Source organism: Streptomyces sp. HNM0574 (genome assembly GCF_012726235.1).
Lineage (GTDB): Bacteria > Actinomycetota > Actinomycetes > Streptomycetales > Streptomycetaceae > Streptomyces.
In genome coordinates this window covers 26,107-40,994 of sequence record NZ_JAASAH010000016.1, presented here as the reverse complement: position 1 = coordinate 40,994, position 14,888 = coordinate 26,107, and the positions used below count along the sequence as shown (strand labels likewise).

13 protein-coding genes are annotated in these 14,888 nt (G+C 75.0%); 5 read left to right on the top strand and 8 right to left on the bottom strand.

What is annotated here, in order from left to right; translation table 11 throughout:
- Positions 1-74: 74 nt before the first annotated feature.
- From HCC30_RS23210 to HCC30_RS23195, 4 genes are all read right to left on the bottom strand, one after another.
- Entirely contained in the window at positions 75-1,058 is a 984-nt protein-coding gene (locus HCC30_RS23210) for a serine/threonine dehydratase (RefSeq protein ID WP_169444694.1), read from the bottom strand.
- A gap of 85 nt (positions 1,059-1,143) precedes the next feature.
- Complete coding sequence (locus HCC30_RS23205; protein ID WP_169444693.1) at positions 1,144-2,052, bottom strand: SDR family oxidoreductase; 909 nt, start codon at positions 2,050-2,052, stop codon at positions 1,144-1,146.
- A 105-nt stretch (positions 2,053-2,157) separates the two neighbouring features.
- Complete coding sequence (locus tag HCC30_RS23200; RefSeq protein WP_169444692.1) at positions 2,158-3,351, bottom strand: lipid-transfer protein; 1,194 nt, start codon at positions 3,349-3,351, stop codon at positions 2,158-2,160.
- 38 nt (positions 3,352-3,389) lie between these two features.
- Positions 3,390-5,609, bottom strand: coding sequence for an acyl-CoA dehydrogenase (locus tag HCC30_RS23195; RefSeq protein ID WP_169444781.1), 2,220 nt, complete (start codon positions 5,607-5,609; stop codon positions 3,390-3,392).
- Positions 5,610-5,751: 142 nt separating this feature from the next.
- On the opposite strand from HCC30_RS23195, the gene HCC30_RS23190 reads away from it, so the two are divergent.
- The 4 genes from HCC30_RS23190 to HCC30_RS23175 all read left to right on the top strand — a co-directional run bounded on the left by HCC30_RS23190 (position 5,752) and on the right by HCC30_RS23175 (position 9,605).
- Complete coding sequence (locus HCC30_RS23190; protein ID WP_169444691.1) at positions 5,752-6,408, top strand: class I SAM-dependent methyltransferase; 657 nt, start codon at positions 5,752-5,754, stop codon at positions 6,406-6,408.
- Positions 6,409-6,503: 95 nt separating this feature from the next.
- Entirely contained in the window at positions 6,504-7,427 is a 924-nt protein-coding gene (locus tag HCC30_RS23185; protein WP_346776768.1) for an N-acetylmuramoyl-L-alanine amidase, read from the top strand.
- A 142-nt stretch (positions 7,428-7,569) separates the two neighbouring features.
- Positions 7,570-8,475, top strand: coding sequence for a DUF5336 domain-containing protein (locus HCC30_RS23180; protein ID WP_169444690.1), 906 nt, complete (start codon positions 7,570-7,572; stop codon positions 8,473-8,475).
- 119 nt (positions 8,476-8,594) lie between these two features.
- Positions 8,595-9,605: an LLM class F420-dependent oxidoreductase gene (locus HCC30_RS23175; protein ID WP_169444689.1), complete on the top strand. Its 1,011-nt coding sequence runs from the start codon at positions 8,595-8,597 to the stop codon at positions 9,603-9,605.
- A 42-nt stretch (positions 9,606-9,647) separates the two neighbouring features.
- Here the strand turns inward: HCC30_RS23175 and HCC30_RS23170 are convergent, their stop codons facing one another.
- The 3 genes from HCC30_RS23170 to HCC30_RS23160 form a co-directional block, all read right to left on the bottom strand.
- On the bottom strand, positions 9,648-10,715 hold the full coding sequence (locus HCC30_RS23170; RefSeq protein ID WP_169444688.1) for a prenyltransferase: 1,068 nt from the start codon (positions 10,713-10,715) through the stop codon (positions 9,648-9,650).
- The gene (locus HCC30_RS23165; RefSeq protein ID WP_169444687.1) at positions 10,712-11,509 is read right to left on the bottom strand and encodes a class I SAM-dependent methyltransferase; all 798 of its coding nucleotides are present in this window, start codon (positions 11,507-11,509) and stop codon (positions 10,712-10,714) included. The genes HCC30_RS23170 and HCC30_RS23165 overlap by 4 nt, the downstream gene beginning before the upstream one ends.
- A 102-nt stretch (positions 11,510-11,611) precedes the next feature.
- Positions 11,612-12,982: a glycosyltransferase family 4 protein gene (locus HCC30_RS23160; protein WP_169444686.1), complete on the bottom strand. Its 1,371-nt coding sequence runs from the start codon at positions 12,980-12,982 to the stop codon at positions 11,612-11,614.
- 276 nt (positions 12,983-13,258) lie between these two features.
- On the opposite strand from HCC30_RS23160, the gene HCC30_RS23155 reads away from it, so the two are divergent.
- Positions 13,259-13,930, top strand: coding sequence for a TetR family transcriptional regulator (locus tag HCC30_RS23155; protein WP_169444685.1), 672 nt, complete (start codon positions 13,259-13,261; stop codon positions 13,928-13,930).
- A gap of 41 nt (positions 13,931-13,971) precedes the next feature.
- Here HCC30_RS23155 and HCC30_RS23150 read toward each other — a convergent pair whose 3' ends face one another.
- Entirely contained in the window at positions 13,972-14,862 is an 891-nt protein-coding gene (locus HCC30_RS23150; RefSeq protein WP_169444779.1) for a biotin-dependent carboxyltransferase family protein, read from the bottom strand.
- Between the last annotated feature and the right edge of the window lie 26 nt (positions 14,863-14,888).

Sequence of the window (14,888 nt, the reverse complement as noted above, 5' to 3'; positions counted from 1 at the left end):
TCCCTCCGCACGCCCTTCCCCGCGTGCCGATCGCCCGCCGGGGGCTAGGGTCGATGGGTTGGCCGGGGGCCGGTTCAGGCGGGGACGCCGGCCAGGTCCGAGGGGTCGGTGTTGGCGCCGCACAGGACGACGCAGATCCGCTCGCCCGGCTCGGGTGCGTACCGGCCCGAGGTCAGCGCGGCCAGGGCCGTGCCCGCCGCGTGCTCCACCGCCAGCCGCCGCCCGTCCCACAGCGCCCGACGGGCCGCCGCGACGGCCTCGTCCGGCACCAGCAGGGAGCGCACGTCCGGGCTCAGCGCCCGCTCCAGCGCGGTGCCGGAGACGCGGCGGGCGCCGAGCGAGTCGGCGGCGACGGAGTCGACCGGCACGTCGACCGGCTCCCCGGCGCCGATCGCCGCGTTCAGCGCCCGGCAGTGCTCCGGCTCGACGGCGAGGACCCGGACGCCGTGCTCCCGCGCCGCCGTCGCCACCCCGGCGAACAGGCCGCCGCCACCGACCGCGACGACGACCGTGTCGAGCTCCGGCAGGGCCGCGTGGACCTCCTCCATCAGCGTGCCCGCGCCCGCGGCGACCAGCGGGTCGTCGTACGCGTGCGCGGCGAGCGCGCCCGTCTCCTCGACGTACCGCCGGGACGCCTCCTGCGCCTGCGCGTACTCCGTGCCCGTCTGCCGCACCTCGGCGCCGAGCGCGCGCAGCCTGCCGACCTTGACCGCGGGGGCGGTCTCGGGGACGAAGACGACCGCGGGGACGCCGTGCCGCGCGGCGGCCCAGGCGCAGGCCAGACCCGCGTTGCCGCCGGAGGCGATGACCACCCCGGCGTCCGTCAGGGTGCCCGAAGCGCGGTGCGCGGAGAGGAAGTTGAGCGCCCCGCGCGCCTTGAACGAGCCGGTGTGCTGGAGGAACTCCTGCGCCAGCCACACCCGTGCCGTGTCCCCGGCGGACCCGGCGGACCCGGCGGCATGGAACTCGCCGGGGTCGGCGGGGCAGAGCGTCAGCGGGCGGGTGTGTCCGGCGATCCGGGCCGCGGCGGCCGTCACGTCGTCGTAGCGGAAGGTCACGGGGGTGCGCTCCAGGTGGCGTTCGGGGCCGGTCGGGCGTGACGGATCCTCACCCGCAGCCGCGCCCCCGGGCAACCGCGTCCGCTCAGCGGTAGTCCTCCGTGCGGGCCGGCAGGCCCTTGTCCTGGACCTCGACGAGGTACCGCCAGGCGTCGGGGCTGCTGCCGTCGACGTCGGTGAACCCGTAGACCCCGGCGAGGCCGCCGCTGGAGAGCGACTGGCCGTTCCAGCGGGCCACTTCGGGGTCGGCGACGGCCCGGCCGACGTAGCGCGGGGTCTCGGAGATGCCGAAGTGCGGTTCCGTGGCCAGCCCGTCCCGCCAGGTCTCCTCCGTGACGCCGAAGTGGTCGAGCATCATCTCCGAGCGCAGCCAGCCGGGGGTGAGCGCCACGGCCGTCGCGCCGCGCGGACCGAGCTCGTGCCCGAGCGCGAAGCCGGTGCGCAGGACGGCGGTCTTGGCGAGGTCGTAGTAGAAGGAGACGCGGTAGTTCTCGCGGTTGTACTCGGCCGTGCCGTCGGTGACCTCGACGACGAGGCCACCCGGGTTCCGCAGCAGCAGCGGCAACGCGTAGCGGCTGGTGATCAGGTGGGTGTCGACGGCGAGCCGGAGGATCCGCAGCCCCTTGTCCACGTCGTACTCCCACAGCGGGGTTTCCCACTCGGTGAGCAGCTCGCCGCCCCAGATGTCGTTGACCAGGACGTCCAGCCGCCCCTGCTCCTCGTCGATCCGCTGGACGAGGGCGCGCACCTGCTCGCGCTCCAGATGGTCGGCGGGGACGGCGACGCCCCGCCCGCCCGCGGCCGTGACCAGCTCGGCCGTCTCCTCGATCGTCTCGGGGCGGTCGTACTCCGAACGCCGCTCCCGGGTACTGCGGCCCGTCACGTACACCGTGGCGCCCGCGGCGCCGAGTTCGACGGCGATGCCGCGGCCCGCGCCCCGGGTGGCCCCGGCGACCAGGGCCACCCGGCCCGTCAACGGCCTGTCCTCGCTCATGCGCTCCGCCTCCCGCTCGGTCCTGCCCCCGCGCCGGACATTGTGGTGCCCGCCACCGACAGCGCGGGGGCGCGCAACGCGTGCGCCGCGCGCCCGGAGGCCGGTTCAGCGGCGCAGGACGGTGACCACGGCGGCGCCGCCGAGGCCGATGTTGTGCGCCAGACCGACACGTGCCCCGTCGACCTGGCGCGCCTCGGCCTCGCCGCGCAGCTGCCAGACGAGTTCGGCGCACTGGGCGATGCCGGTCGCGCCGAGCGGGTGCCCCTTGGAGATGAGCCCGCCGGAGGGGTTGACGACCCAGCGCCCGCCGTACGTCGTCGCCCCGTCCTCGACGAGCTTGCCCGACTCGCCCTCGCCGCACATGCCGAGCGCCTCGTAGGTGAGCAGCTCGTTGACGGAGAAGCAGTCGTGCAGCTCGACGACGTCCACGTCCTCGATGCCGAGCCCGGACTCGGCGAAGGCGCGGGCGCCCGCCTCCCGCGACATCGGCCGGCCGACGACGTCGATGCACGAGCCCGAGGCGAAGGACTCCTCGGTGTCGGTGGTCATCGCCTGCCCGGCGATCTCCACCGCCCGCCCCCGCAGCCCGTGTTCGTCGACGAAACGCTCGGAGACGACGACGGCCGCGGCGGCGCCGTCCGAGGTCGGGGAGCACTGGAGCTTGGTCAGCGGGTCGTGGATCGTGCGGGAGGCGAGGATGTCCTCGCGGCTGTGGACGTCCCGGAACTGCGCGTACGGGTTGTGCGCCGAGTGCCGGTGGTTCTTCTCGCCGACGGCGGCGAGCTGGGCCGGGGTGGTGCCGTAGCGCTCCATGTGCTCGCGGGCCGCGTTGCCGAAGATCTGCGCGGTGGGCGGGGACATCTCGAAGCCGTGCCCTGCCGCCATGACGCCGTAGTGCCGGGCCACCGGTGAGGTCTTGAAGTCCCCTCCGTCGCTGCCGCCGCCGAGCGCGCCCTTCTTCATCTTCTCGAAGCCGAGCGCGAGCACGCAGTCGTTGAGCCCCGAGGCGACGAACTGCCGGGCCATCATCAGCGCCGTGGAGCCCGTCGCGCAGTTGTTGTTGACGTTGTAGACGGGGATGCCGGTGAGCCCGAGGGTGTACACCGCGCGCTGCGCCGCCGTGGACGCCTGGTAGCAGTACCCGACGGGCGCCTGCTCGACGAGCGCGTACGGAATCCCCGCGTCCGCGAGCGCGGCCCCGCCCGCCTCCTCGGCCATGTCCCAGTACTGCCAGTCGCGCGATTCGGGCTTCTCGAACTTCGTCATCCCGACGCCGACGACGAATGCCTTGCCGCTCATGGATTGCCTCCAGGGGACGGGAGTTGGGGCGGAGGAGCTCAGGTGAAGGGGCGCGGTTCCGGGTCGCGGGGCAGCCCGAGGAGCCGCTCGGCGACGACGTTGAGCTGCACCTGGGTGGTGCCGCCCGCGATGGTCAGGCACCGGGACATCAGGAACCCGTGCACCGCGCGCCGTGCCTCGCCCTCGGCCGACGCGCCCTGCGGGCCGAGGAGTTCGAGCGCGAGCTCGGCGACGCGCTGCTGGTGCGGGGTCTGGATCAGCTTGCGTACGGAGGCGCCGGCGCCCGCGTCCGCGCCGGCGACCTGCCGGAGCGTGGTCCGCATGCCGATGCAGGCGAGCGCGTGCGCCTCGGCGGCGAGCGCGCCGACCCGGGCCTGCACCGAGCCGTCGGCCTCGCCCGCCCGGGCGATCAGGGCTTCGAGGCCGTGGTCGAAGGTCATCTGGTCGGCCATGTGCACGCGTTCGTTGCCGAGGGTGTGCCGGGCGACCTTCCAGCCGTTGTCCACCTCGCCGACGACGGCATCGGCGGGCAGCCGCACGTCGTCCAGGTACACCTCGTTGAAGAGCGCGTCCCCGGTGATCTCCCGCAGCGGCCGGACGTCGATGCCGGGGGTGTTCTTCATGTCGACGAGGAAGTAGGTGAGCCCCTGGTGCTTGGGCGCCCCGGGGTCGGTCCTGGCCAGGAGGATGCCCCAGTCCGCCCACTGGGCCGCCGAGGTCCACACCTTCTGCCCGGTGACGCGCCAGCCGCCGTCCTCGGTGCGTTCGGCGCGGGTGCGCAGCGAGGCGAGGTCGGAGCCGGCCTCCGGCTCGGAGAACAGCTGGCACCACAGGACGTCGCCGCGCAGCGTCGGCACGAGGTGCCGCTCGCGCTGCTCCTCCGTCCCGTAGGCGAGCAGCGAGGGGACGACCCAGGTGGCGATGCCCAGGTCGCTGACCTTGACCCCGGCGGCCCGCAACTCCTGCTGCACGGCGAGCTGTTGGACGGGTCCGGCGCCGAGCCCGTACGGCTCGGGCAGGTGCGGTGCGGCGTAGCCGGTGGGGGCGAGGGCGCGGCGGGCCGCGGCGGGGTCGAGTCCGGCGGCCGCGGCGAGCGCCTCGCGCGCGGCCTCGCGGTGCGGGCCGGCCTCCGGCGGCAGTTCGAGCCGCAGCTCGCGCCGTACGCCCTCGGAGGCGAGCCGCACGGCGCGCAGCTGGTGCGCGCTGCCGGGGCCGAGCTGCTGCCGGACGGCGAGGGCGCGGCGGAGGTAGAGGTGCGCGTCGTGCTCCCAGGTGAAGCCGATGCCGCCGAGGATCTGCACGCAGTCCTTGGCGCAGCCGAACGCGGCCTCCAGCGCGCTGCTCGCGGCGAGCGCGGCGGTGAGCGAGCGGACCCGCGGGTCGTCCTCGCCGGCGGCGCGGGCCGCGTCCCAGGTGAGCGCGCGGGCCTGTTCGAGCCGGACGAGCATGTCGGCGCACAGGTGCTTGATCCCCTGGAACTGGCCGATCGGCCGCCCGAACTGCTCGCGCACCCGCGCGTGTCCGGCCGCCGTCTCCACCGCCCAGGCGGCGATCCCGCACGCCTCGGCGCTGTGCAGCACCTCGGCCAGGTCCCGCACGAGGACGCCGTCGACCCCGTCCCCGAGCCGCCGCGCGGCCGGTACGGTCACGCCGTCCGCGGTGACCTCGGCGCAGCCGCGCAGCGGGTCGACGCCGTCCTGGACGCGGATGCCGAGCGCTCCGGCGTCGACGGCGAGCCAGACGGTGCCCTCGGCGGCCTGCGCGGCGACGAGGACGAGGTCCGCCTCACCGGCGCCGGGGACGGGCGGCGCGGTGCCGTCGAGCAGGTACCCGCCCTCGCCCAGGGCGACGGCCGTCATGGCGCCGGGTTCGGTGGCCACGGCGGCGGTCGTCGTGCCGCTCGCGACGGCGCGCAGCAGCTCGTCCGGGCCGCCGCGGCGCAGGAGTTCGGCGGCGAGGACGGTGGGGAGGTAGGGGCCGGGCAGCGCGGCCCGGCCGGTCTCCTCCAGGACGACGGCGAGGTCGAGCAGGGTGCCGCCGCCCCCGCCCGCCCGCTCGGGGACGTGCAGTCCGGTGAGGCCGAGCCCGGCGAGCTCGGGCCAGAAGACGGGGCGCGGGCCCGGGCCTCCGGGGGGCGCGTCGGCCCGCTTGTGGAGCTCCTCGGGCGGGACGGCGCGCGCCGCCCACCCCCGTACGGCCTCCGCGAGCTCCCGTTGTTCGTCGGTGATTCCGATTCCGTTGCCGCTCAGCACAGCCATCGCCATGCCGGGCAGAGTAGAACACGTTTCATTCTGACGGAAGGTCAGCGACGGCCTCCGTCCCCGGCCCCGCCGGCCGTGCGGCAGCATGGTCGCGTCCGCCGCGCGCACCCGCCGCGCGTCACCGCGAGAAGAGGACCCGATGAGCCAGGCCGCCATCCCCGCACCGCAGCCCGAAACCCTCGCCGCCTTCGAGGCGGCGAAGGGCTTCATGCCCGTCGACGAGGGACTGGCGCTGCACGCCGCCGCCGTCGAGGCCACCGGACTCGGCCTGCCGCTGCTGGAGATCGGCACCTACTGCGGGCGCTCCACCCTGCTGCTCGCCGACGCCGCGCGCACGGCCGGGCTCGACGTGCTGTCCGTCGACCACCACCGGGGCAGCGAGGAGCAGCAGCCCGGCTGGGAGTACCACGACCCCGAGGTGGTCGACCCGGCGACGGGGCTGATGGACACGCTGCCCACGTTCCGGCGGACGCTGCACGCGGCCGGACTGGAGGAGCAGGTGATCGCGCTGGTCGGCCGCTCGCCGCGGGTCGCCGCCGCCTGGAGCGGGCCGCTGGGCCTGGTGTTCGTCGACGGCGGGCACACGGACGAGCACGCCACCGGCGACTACGAGGGCTGGGCCCCGCACCTGACCCCGGGCGGACTGCTGGTGATCCACGACGTCTTCCCCGACCCGGCGGACGGCGGCCAGGCCCCGTACCGGATCTACCGCCGGGCGCTGGAGTCCGGGGCGTTCACGGAGGTCTCGGTGACCGGTTCGCTGCGGGTGCTGCGGCGCACCGGCAGCGGGATCTGACCGCTCCGACGAGGGAGACGACCGGCTCCGACGGGGGGAGAGGGGTCCCGGGGAGGGGACCGGCGGTTTTCGGCCAGGCATTAGCATCGACAGCCGTGTCGTACCTCAGCCCCACCCCTCCCCCCACCGGTCCGGACCGCCCGGAGTCCTCGCCCGCACCCGCGTACGGCCGCCGCCGCAGGGCGCCGCTCGTCGTGCTCGCCGGGCTCGTCCCGCTGTGCGTCGTGGCGGGGCTCACCTGGATGCTGGCGAACGGGCCCGAGCAGGGCGGGAGTTCGGGGAAGTCCGGGGAGACCGCCGCGTCCGGCGGCGCGGACCGCGCCACGAAGGAGCGCGCGAAGCCGCTCGCCGGCCGGCACATCGTGATCGACCCGGGCCACAACCCGCACAACAAGGACCACGTCCAGGAGATCGCCCGCACCGTCGACATCGGGACGGACCGCAAGGAATGCGACACCACGGGCACCGCTACCGATTCCGGTGAACCCGAGGCGGAGTTCACCCTCGACCTCGCCCACCGCGTCCGCGCCGACCTGGAGAAGCGCGGCGCGAAAGTGACCCTCACGCACGACGGCGACGTCCCGTACGGCCCCTGCGTCGACGAGCGGGCCGAGGCGGGCAACCGTGCCGGGGCCGACGCCGCCGTCTCGCTGCACGCCGACGGCGCCCCGGCCGGGGCCCGCGGCTTCCACGTGATCGTCCCCGCCCCGGTGCACCAGGGCCGCGCCGACACCCGCGCGGTCGCCGGGCCCTCGCGCGCCCTCGGCACCCGGCTGGCCACCGCCTTCGAGGAGGCCACCGGCGCGCGCCCGGCCGGGTACGCGGGGGACGGCGAGGGCCTGGACACCCGCGGCGATCTCGGCGGACTCAACCTCAGCACGGTGCCGAAGGTCTTCCTGGAGTGCGGCAACATGCGCGACCCGCAGGACGCCCGCGCACTGCTGGACCCCGCCTGGCGCGACCGTGCCGCACGGGGCATCGCCGACGGGCTGCAAGCCCACCTCGGCCGCGCCCGCTGAGCGGCCCGGAACCGCCGGTGACGGGCGGCCGACGGGGCACAACCCGGGAGACCGCGGCCGCTACGCGTCCGTACGATGGGGGGCCACCCCCGGCGCAGACCGCCACCCACACCGACCTCATGAAACCGACTAAGGAACCCACGTGAACATCCGCTCGCTCACCCGAGGCGATGGCGCGGTGATCGGCGCAGCGGTGCTGCTGCTGATCTCCTCCTTCCTGCCCTTCTTCAGCATGGAGGGGCAGTGCAGGGAGGACTGCTCCGTGTCCGCCTGGTCGCCGTCCACCTTCCCGCTGCTGCCGACGGTGCACCTGCTCGCGCTCGTCGCGGCCGGCCTCTTCCTCGCCGGGCGCGCGCTGCCGGAGGGACGCAAGCTCCTCGGGCTCGGATTCGACCGGTGGGCCACCGTGCTGTCCGTGGTCGTCGGCTGGTCCGCGATCTGGTCGATCTTCTCCGCGCTGTTCCCGACCTCCTCGGGTCCGATCGACACCAACAAGTACGTCGGCTTCGGCATCGGCGCCTGGCTGACCCTGATCTTCGCGCTGGTCTTCGCCGCCGCCGGCGCCGCCGGTTCGCTCGTCCCCGCGCTGAAGGCCCCGCTGGTGCCCGCGAGCACGCCGAAGCAGCCGAACGCGTACGGGCAGCAGCCCCAGGGCGGCTACGGCTACCCGGGCGCGGGTGCCCCGCAGCCCGGCGCCCAGCAGCAGCCCGGCCAGCCCGGCGGCTTCGGCGGCACCCAGGGCGGCTACGGCTACCCCGGCGGCCAGGAGCAGCCCGCGCAGGCGCAGCCGGCGCCGGGCCAGGCCCAGCCGGCGCAGGCCACGCAGCAGCCGCAGGCCGCGGCCGACCCGGCGTTCCAGCCGTTCTGGTTCGCCGTGCCGGTGGCCCGCCCGCTGTTCGGCGAGGACGGCTCCCCGCAGCCGGTGGCCGAACTGGCGCCCGGCACCTGGTACCTGGCGGTCGAGCAGCGCGGCCAGGCCCTGGTCGCGCAGACCCAGGACGGCCGCCGCGGCATGCTGCACGACACCTCCGGCATCCAGCGCGGCTGACCGCGTCCGCGCGCACCACGGCCCCTCGCCCTTCCGGGCGGGGGGCCGTTGCCGTACGCTGCCCGGCCTGGACGGACTGATGTGACGTCAGTTCCGGCGGAGCCAAGGGAGGTCCACGGATGCGACTCGGACTGGCACTGGGCTACTGGGGCCGCGGCCCCGACCCACGGCACCTCGAACTCGCCCGCCAGGCCGAGGAGCTGGGCTACAGCTCGGTGTGGACGGCCGAGGCGTGGGGCTCCGACGCCTTCACCCCGCTCACCTGGATCGCCGCGCACACCTCCCGCATCCGGCTGGGCACCGCCGTCGCGCAGATGGCGGCCCGCAGCCCCACCACCACCGCCATGCAGGCGCTCACCCTCGACCACCTCTCCGGCGGGCGGATGATGCTCGGGCTCGGGCTGTCCGGGCCGCAGGTCGTCGAGGGCTGGTACGGCAGGCCGTTCCCCTCCTCGCCGCTGACCCTCACCCGCGAGTACGTCGACGTCGTCCGCCAAGTGCTGCGCCGCGAGGGGCCGGTGGAGCTCGACGGGCGCTTCCACTCGCTGCCGTACGCCGGTGAGGGCGGGACCGGGCTCGGCAAGCCGCTCAAGCCGATCACCCACCCGCTCCGCGCCGACCTGCCCGTACTGCTGGGCGCCGAGGGCCCGAAGAACATCGCGCAGACCACCCGGATCGCCGACGGCTGGCTGCCGCTGTACTGGTCACCCTCGCGCCCCGAGGTCTACGCGCCCTCGCTCACCGAGGCGCCGCCCGGCTTCCTCATCGCACCGATGGCACAGGCCCGGGTCTGCTCCGACGTCGCGGAGGGCCTGCTTCCGGTCAAAGCCATGCTGGGCTTCTACATCGGCGGCATGGGCCACGCCACCAAGAACTTCCACGCCGACCTGATGGCCCGCATGGGCTACGCGGACGAGGCCGCGAAGGTACGCGAGCTGTTCCTCTCCGGGCGCCGCGAGGAGGCCGTGCACGCCGTGCCGGACGCCTTCGCCGACGAGATCTCGCTCGTCGGCCCGCGCGAACGCCTCGCGGAGCGGCTGGAGTTGTGGCGCGAGGGACCGGTCACCGACCTGCTCGTCACCGCAGCCGACCCGCTCACCCTCCGCACCCTCGCGGACCTCGCGCTCTGAACGGACGGGGGCGGCGCCGCACGGCACCGCCCCCGTCCGCCGTCAGCAGCAGTCCGGCGGGAGACCGACGGGCAGCCGGTCGCCGGAGAAGACCTGGACGGTGGCCTCGTCGCCGCCGAGCGCCGCCACGGCCAGCAGCAGCGAGCCCGCCGTCCAGGTGGTGCGCTCCCGGGGCCAGACGACGTCCTCGTCGAACACGTGCCCCGTCCAGTACATGCCGTCCTCGGCGCGCAGGTGCTGGATCCAGGTGAGGATCTCCAGCGCGCGGTCGGACTCGCCCACCGCCCAGAGGGCGAGCGCCAGTTCGGCGCTCTCCCCGCCCGTCACCCACGGGTTGGGGTGGACGCAGCGGACGCCGCGGCCCGGCACCACGAAGGTGTCCCACTGCTCTTCCAGGCGGGCCTTCGCCTCGGGGCCGCGCAGGGCGCCGCCGAGCACGGGGTAGTACCAGTCCATCGAGTAGCGGGACTTGTCGAGGAACCGCTCGGGGTGCCGGCGCACGGCGTGGCCGAGCCAGCCGACGGCCAGCTCCCAGTCCGGCTGCGGCTCGTCGCGGTGCTCGGCCAGCGCCAGGGCGCAGCGCAGCGCCTGGTAGACGGAGGCGGAGCCGGTCAGCAGCGCGTCGGTGACGACGGTGCCGTCGGCCTCGCGCTTCCAGCCGATCTGGCCGCCGGGCTGCTGGAGTCGGAGCACGAAGCCGACGGCGGCGGAGACCACGGGCCACAGCCGCTCCAGGAACGCCTCGTCCCCGGTGGCCAGGTAGTGGTGCCAGACGCCCACCGCGATGTAGGCGCAGAAGTTGCTCTCCCGGCCGGTGTCCGTCGGCCGGTCGGCGGCGCCGTCGTCGTACGCCGCGTACCAGGAGCCGTCGGGCAGCTGGTGCTCGGCGAGCCACAGGTAGGCGGCCTCGGCGCGCTCGTGCTCACCGGCGACGTCGAGGGCCATCGCGGCCTCGACGTGGTCCCACGGGTCCAGGTGGTGGCCGCGGAACCAGGGGATCGCCCCGTCGGCGCGCTGCGCCGCGAGGATGCCGGCGACGGTCTCGGTGGCCTGCTCCGCGGTCAGGACGCCGGGAAGGACGAGCCGTTCGGTGCGCTCCGGGCTCGTCACGCGGTGCCCTCGGACGTGCCCTGAACCGCCGCCTGCGCCACGGGAGTCACCCCGTCGCCGGTGGCGGCCTCGCGCACGGGCGCGTGCGGCTTGGTCGCGTACGCCACGAAGCTCTTGCCGATCAGCGGGTCCAGCGCCCGCTCGGCGACGCGAGTCGCGAGCGGCTTCTTCATGATGTCCCAGACCAGCAGCTTGTGGTACGCGCGGACGGGCAGTGCCTTCTCGTTGTCGACGCCGAAGGCGCACTTGAGCCACCAGTACGGCGAGTGCAGCCCGTGCGCGTGGTGCGTGCCGTACGGGCGGAGGCCGGACTCGCGCATCTTGCGCAGGAGTTCGTCGCCCCGGTAGATGCGGATGTGGCCGCCCTCGACCTCGTGGTACGCGTCGCTGAGCGCCCAGCAGACCTTCTCGGGCCCGTAGCGCGGCACGGTCACGGCCATCCGGCCGCCGGGCTTGAGGACGCGCACCATCTCGGCGAGCACGCCCTTGTCGTCCGGGATGTGCTCCATGACCTCGGAGATGATCACGACGTCGAAGCTGTCGTCCGGGAAGGGCAGCGCGAGCGCGTCGCCCTCCATGGCGGTGGCGGTGGCGCCCGCGGGGGCCTCACCCGCCTCCTCCATGGCCGCGAACCACTTCGCGACCTCCCGGATCTCCTCGGCGTTCTGGTCCAGGGCGACAACGCGCGCGCCCCGCCGGTAGCACTCGAAGGCGTGCCGTCCCGCGCCGCAGCCCAGGTCGAGGACGCGATCGCCCGGGGCGAGCGGGAAGCGGGAGAAATCCACGGTCAGCACGGGGGGTATGCCTCTTCTTTCAGCGGGGGTGACGTGCGGGGGTGTGCGGAGGTACGAGGGGGCGTGCGGGGTGAAGTCGGGTGCCGCCGGGGCGGGTTGGCGCTACCGGCGGACGCGGGGTTGCGCCGCGAGCGCGGCGCGGTAGCGCTCGACGGTGCCGCGCGCCGCCTGCTCCCAGGTGAAGCGGCGCAGCACCCGCTCCCGCCCGTCCGCGCCCAGGCGGGCCCGCAGCCCGGGGTCCTGGAGCAGCCGGGTGAGCGCGGTGGCGAGGGCGTCCGGGTCGCCGGGCGGCACGGCCAGGCAGGTCTCGCCGTCCTTGCCCGCGACCTCGGGGATCGCGCCGCCCGTGGTGGCGACGAGCGGGGTGCCGGTGGCCATGGCCTCGGCGGCGGGCAGCGAGAAGCCCTCGTACAGCGAGGGCACGCAGGCGACCTCGGCCGAGCGGACCAGGTCGGCCAGCTCCGCGTCGCTGATGCCCTTGACGAACTCGACGGCCTCGTCCAGCCCGTGCCGCTTCAGCGCCTCCGCGACGGGGCCCTCCTCGGGACGCTTGCCGACGACCACGAGGTGCGCCTCGGGCCGTCCGGAGCGCACCTTGGCCAGCGCCTCGACGAGGTGCACCAGGCCCTTCAGCGGAACGTCGGCGCTGGAGGTGGTGACGATCCGTCCCGGCACCTCGGCGACGGCCGGGTCGGGCGAGAACAGCCGGGTGTCGGCGCCGATGTGCACGACGTGGATGCGGTCGCCCCGCACCCCGAGCTGCTCGCTGATCTCCTGCCGGGACGAGCCGGAGACGGTGAGCACGGACGGCAGCCGCCGCGCCACCCGCTTCTGCATCCGCGTGAACCCGTACCAGCGGCGCACGGAGGCGCGGCGCCGCCAGTTCGGGGCGGCGTCGAGGTCGAGCTGCCGGTCGACGGTGATGGGGTGGTGGATGGTGGTGACGAGCGGGGCGCCGAGGTCGCCCAACAGGCCGTAGCCGAGCGTCTGGTTGTCGTGCACGATGTCGAACTCCCCGCTGCGCGCGGCCAGATGGCGGCGGGCGCGGAGCGAGAAGGTGAGCGGCTCGGGGAAGCCGCCGGTCCACATGGTGCCGGTCTCCAGCAGGTCGACCCAGTCCCGGTACTCGTCCCGCTTCGGCGTGCGGAAGGGGTCGGGCTGCCGGTACAGGTCGAGGCTCGGCAGCTCGGTGAGCCGCACGCCCTCGTCGAGCACCGGGTACGGCTGGGCGCCGATGACCTCCACGTGGTGCCCGAGCCGGGCGAGTTCACGGGAGAGGTGGCGTACGTAGACGCCCTGGCCGCCGCAGTACGGGTTGCCCTTGTAGGTGAGCAGCGCGATGCGCAGCGGTCCGCCGGCGCCGGCATCGGCTGCCGCACCGGCTGCTGCACTGGCTGCGGGTCTGTCCGCGTCCTGCGTCGCGGCCCCGGTCGGGGGGCCGGATCCGCCTTCGCGTACGGCCTCTGCGGTCACTCGCGGCCCCCTTCTCACTGCACTTTCGCGGGAGCGTAGCCGCTCGCGCTAACCTAGAACAAGTTTCAGGATGCCAAGACTGACCGGATCCTGACCGACCCCCGAGGGCTACGAATTTACCGGCCGGTCACTTCTTGTGAGCAACGGGAGCAGGTGATTCGCACCACCCCGGGGCCACCTGCCAGGATGCGGTCCGTTCCGCAGGCCGCAGACACCGGCCTCCAGCCCGGGACCCTCCCAGCCCGACAGGGCATGAACGCCACGGAAACGGGACTCATGACCACACAGCCCAGGACCGCCGCCCAGTCCGCGTCACCGCCGCTGACCGAACGCCAGGAGGCACGGCGCCGCCGCATACTCCAGGCCAGCGCGCGCCTCGCGCGGGGCGGCGGATTCGACGCGGTGCAGATGCGCGAGGTGGCCGAGTCCTCGGGTGTCGCCCTCGGCACCCTCTACCGGTACTTCCCGTCGAAGGTGCACCTGCTCGTCGCGACCATGCAGGACCAGCTGCAGCAGATGCACACCACCCTGCACAAGCGGCCGCCCTCCCAGCAGGAACCGGCGCAGCGGGTGGCGGAGACGCTGATGCGCGCCTTCCGCGCGATGCAGCGCGAACCGCACCTGGCGGACGCCATGGTGCGGGCGCTGACCTTCGCCGACCGTTCGGTGAGCGCCGAGGTGGACACCGTCTCCCGGCTCACCACCACGATCATCCTCGACGCCATGAGCCTGCGCTCGGCGCCGACCCCCGAACAGCTCTCGGCGGTCCGCGTCATCGAGCACACCTGGCACTCGGCGCTGACCACCTGGCTCTCCGGACGGGCCTCGATCGCCCAGGTGAAGATAGACATCGAGACGGTCTGCCGCCTGATCGACGTCACCGACCCGGCGGGCCGGCCCGCCGACTCCACCGGCGGGAAGGGGCGTTCGGGCTCCGGGAAGCACTGACGGCCGCCCGGCGCCCCCGTACGCGGGGGTGCCGGGACGCCTCAGCCGACGGGGACGAACCGGAGCGGGGTGCCCGGGACCGCCTGGGCCGCCGCGGCCAGGGCCTCCTCGGGGACGACTCCGATCACGGGGTAGCCGCCCGTCACCGGATGGTCGGCGAGGAAGACCACCGGCCTGCCCTCCGGCGGCACCTGCACGGCGCCGAGTGCCATGCCCTCGCTGGGGAGTTCGCCCTCCCGCGCCCGCTCCAGGACCGGGCCCTCCGTCCGCAGCCCGATCCGGTTGCTCGCCGGGGAGACCCGGTAGGTGCCGGTGGCCAGGGTCCGCAGCGCCCCGTGGGTGAACCAGTCGGCGCGCGGGCCCGGGACCAGGGGCAGGACGAGTTCGCGGGGCGGCGCGGCCCAGGGTGCCGCCTCGGCCGGGGCCGCGGGGGCGCCGGGGCGCGCCGGGCCCAGCGGCAGCACGTCGCCGTCGCGCAGGGGTGCGGGGCCGAGCCCGGAGAGCAGGTCGGTGGCCCGGCTGCCGAGTTCCGCTTCCGCCTCCGCCCCACCGTCGAGGCCGAGGTAGCTGCGCAGCCCGTGCGCCGCGTGCCCCACCTCGACCACGGCACCGGCCGGCACCCGGAACGGGACGCCCCAGGGCGACGGGCGCCCGTCGACGGTCACCGGGCAGGGGGCGCCGGTGACGACGGCGCGCAGCGCCGAACCGGCCCGCAGGGCACAGCCGTTGAGGGTGGTCTCCAGGGTGGCGGCGGTCTCCGGGTTGCCCAGGAGGCGGTTGGCGAGCCGGTGCGCGGGCGCGTCGAGCGCGCCCGAGCGCGGGACGCCGAGGTGCGCGTGCCCCGGCCTGCCCAGGTCCTGGACGGTGGTGAGCGCCCCGGCCCGGACGACCTCGGCCGTGCGCGGGGCCGCCCCGGCACGGGCCGCGGGCAGCGGTACGGCTGCTTCGGCGGTGCGGG

Coding starts and splice junctions, on each gene's coding strand:
- HCC30_RS23205 (WP_169444693.1), bottom strand. CDS start 2,052: ATGAGCGAGGACAGGCCGTTGACGGGCCGGGTGGCCCTGGTCGCCGGG.
- HCC30_RS23200 (WP_169444692.1), bottom strand. CDS start 3,351: ATGAGCGGCAAGGCATTCGTCGTCGGCGTCGGGATGACGAAGTTCGAG.
- HCC30_RS23195 (WP_169444781.1), bottom strand. CDS start 5,609: ATGGCTGTGCTGAGCGGCAACGGAATCGGAATCACCGACGAACAACGG.
- HCC30_RS23190 (WP_169444691.1), top strand. CDS start 5,752: ATGAGCCAGGCCGCCATCCCCGCACCGCAGCCCGAAACCCTCGCCGCC.
- HCC30_RS23175 (WP_169444689.1), top strand. CDS start 8,595: ATGCGACTCGGACTGGCACTGGGCTACTGGGGCCGCGGCCCCGACCCA.
- HCC30_RS23155 (WP_169444685.1), top strand. CDS start 13,259: ATGACCACACAGCCCAGGACCGCCGCCCAGTCCGCGTCACCGCCGCTG.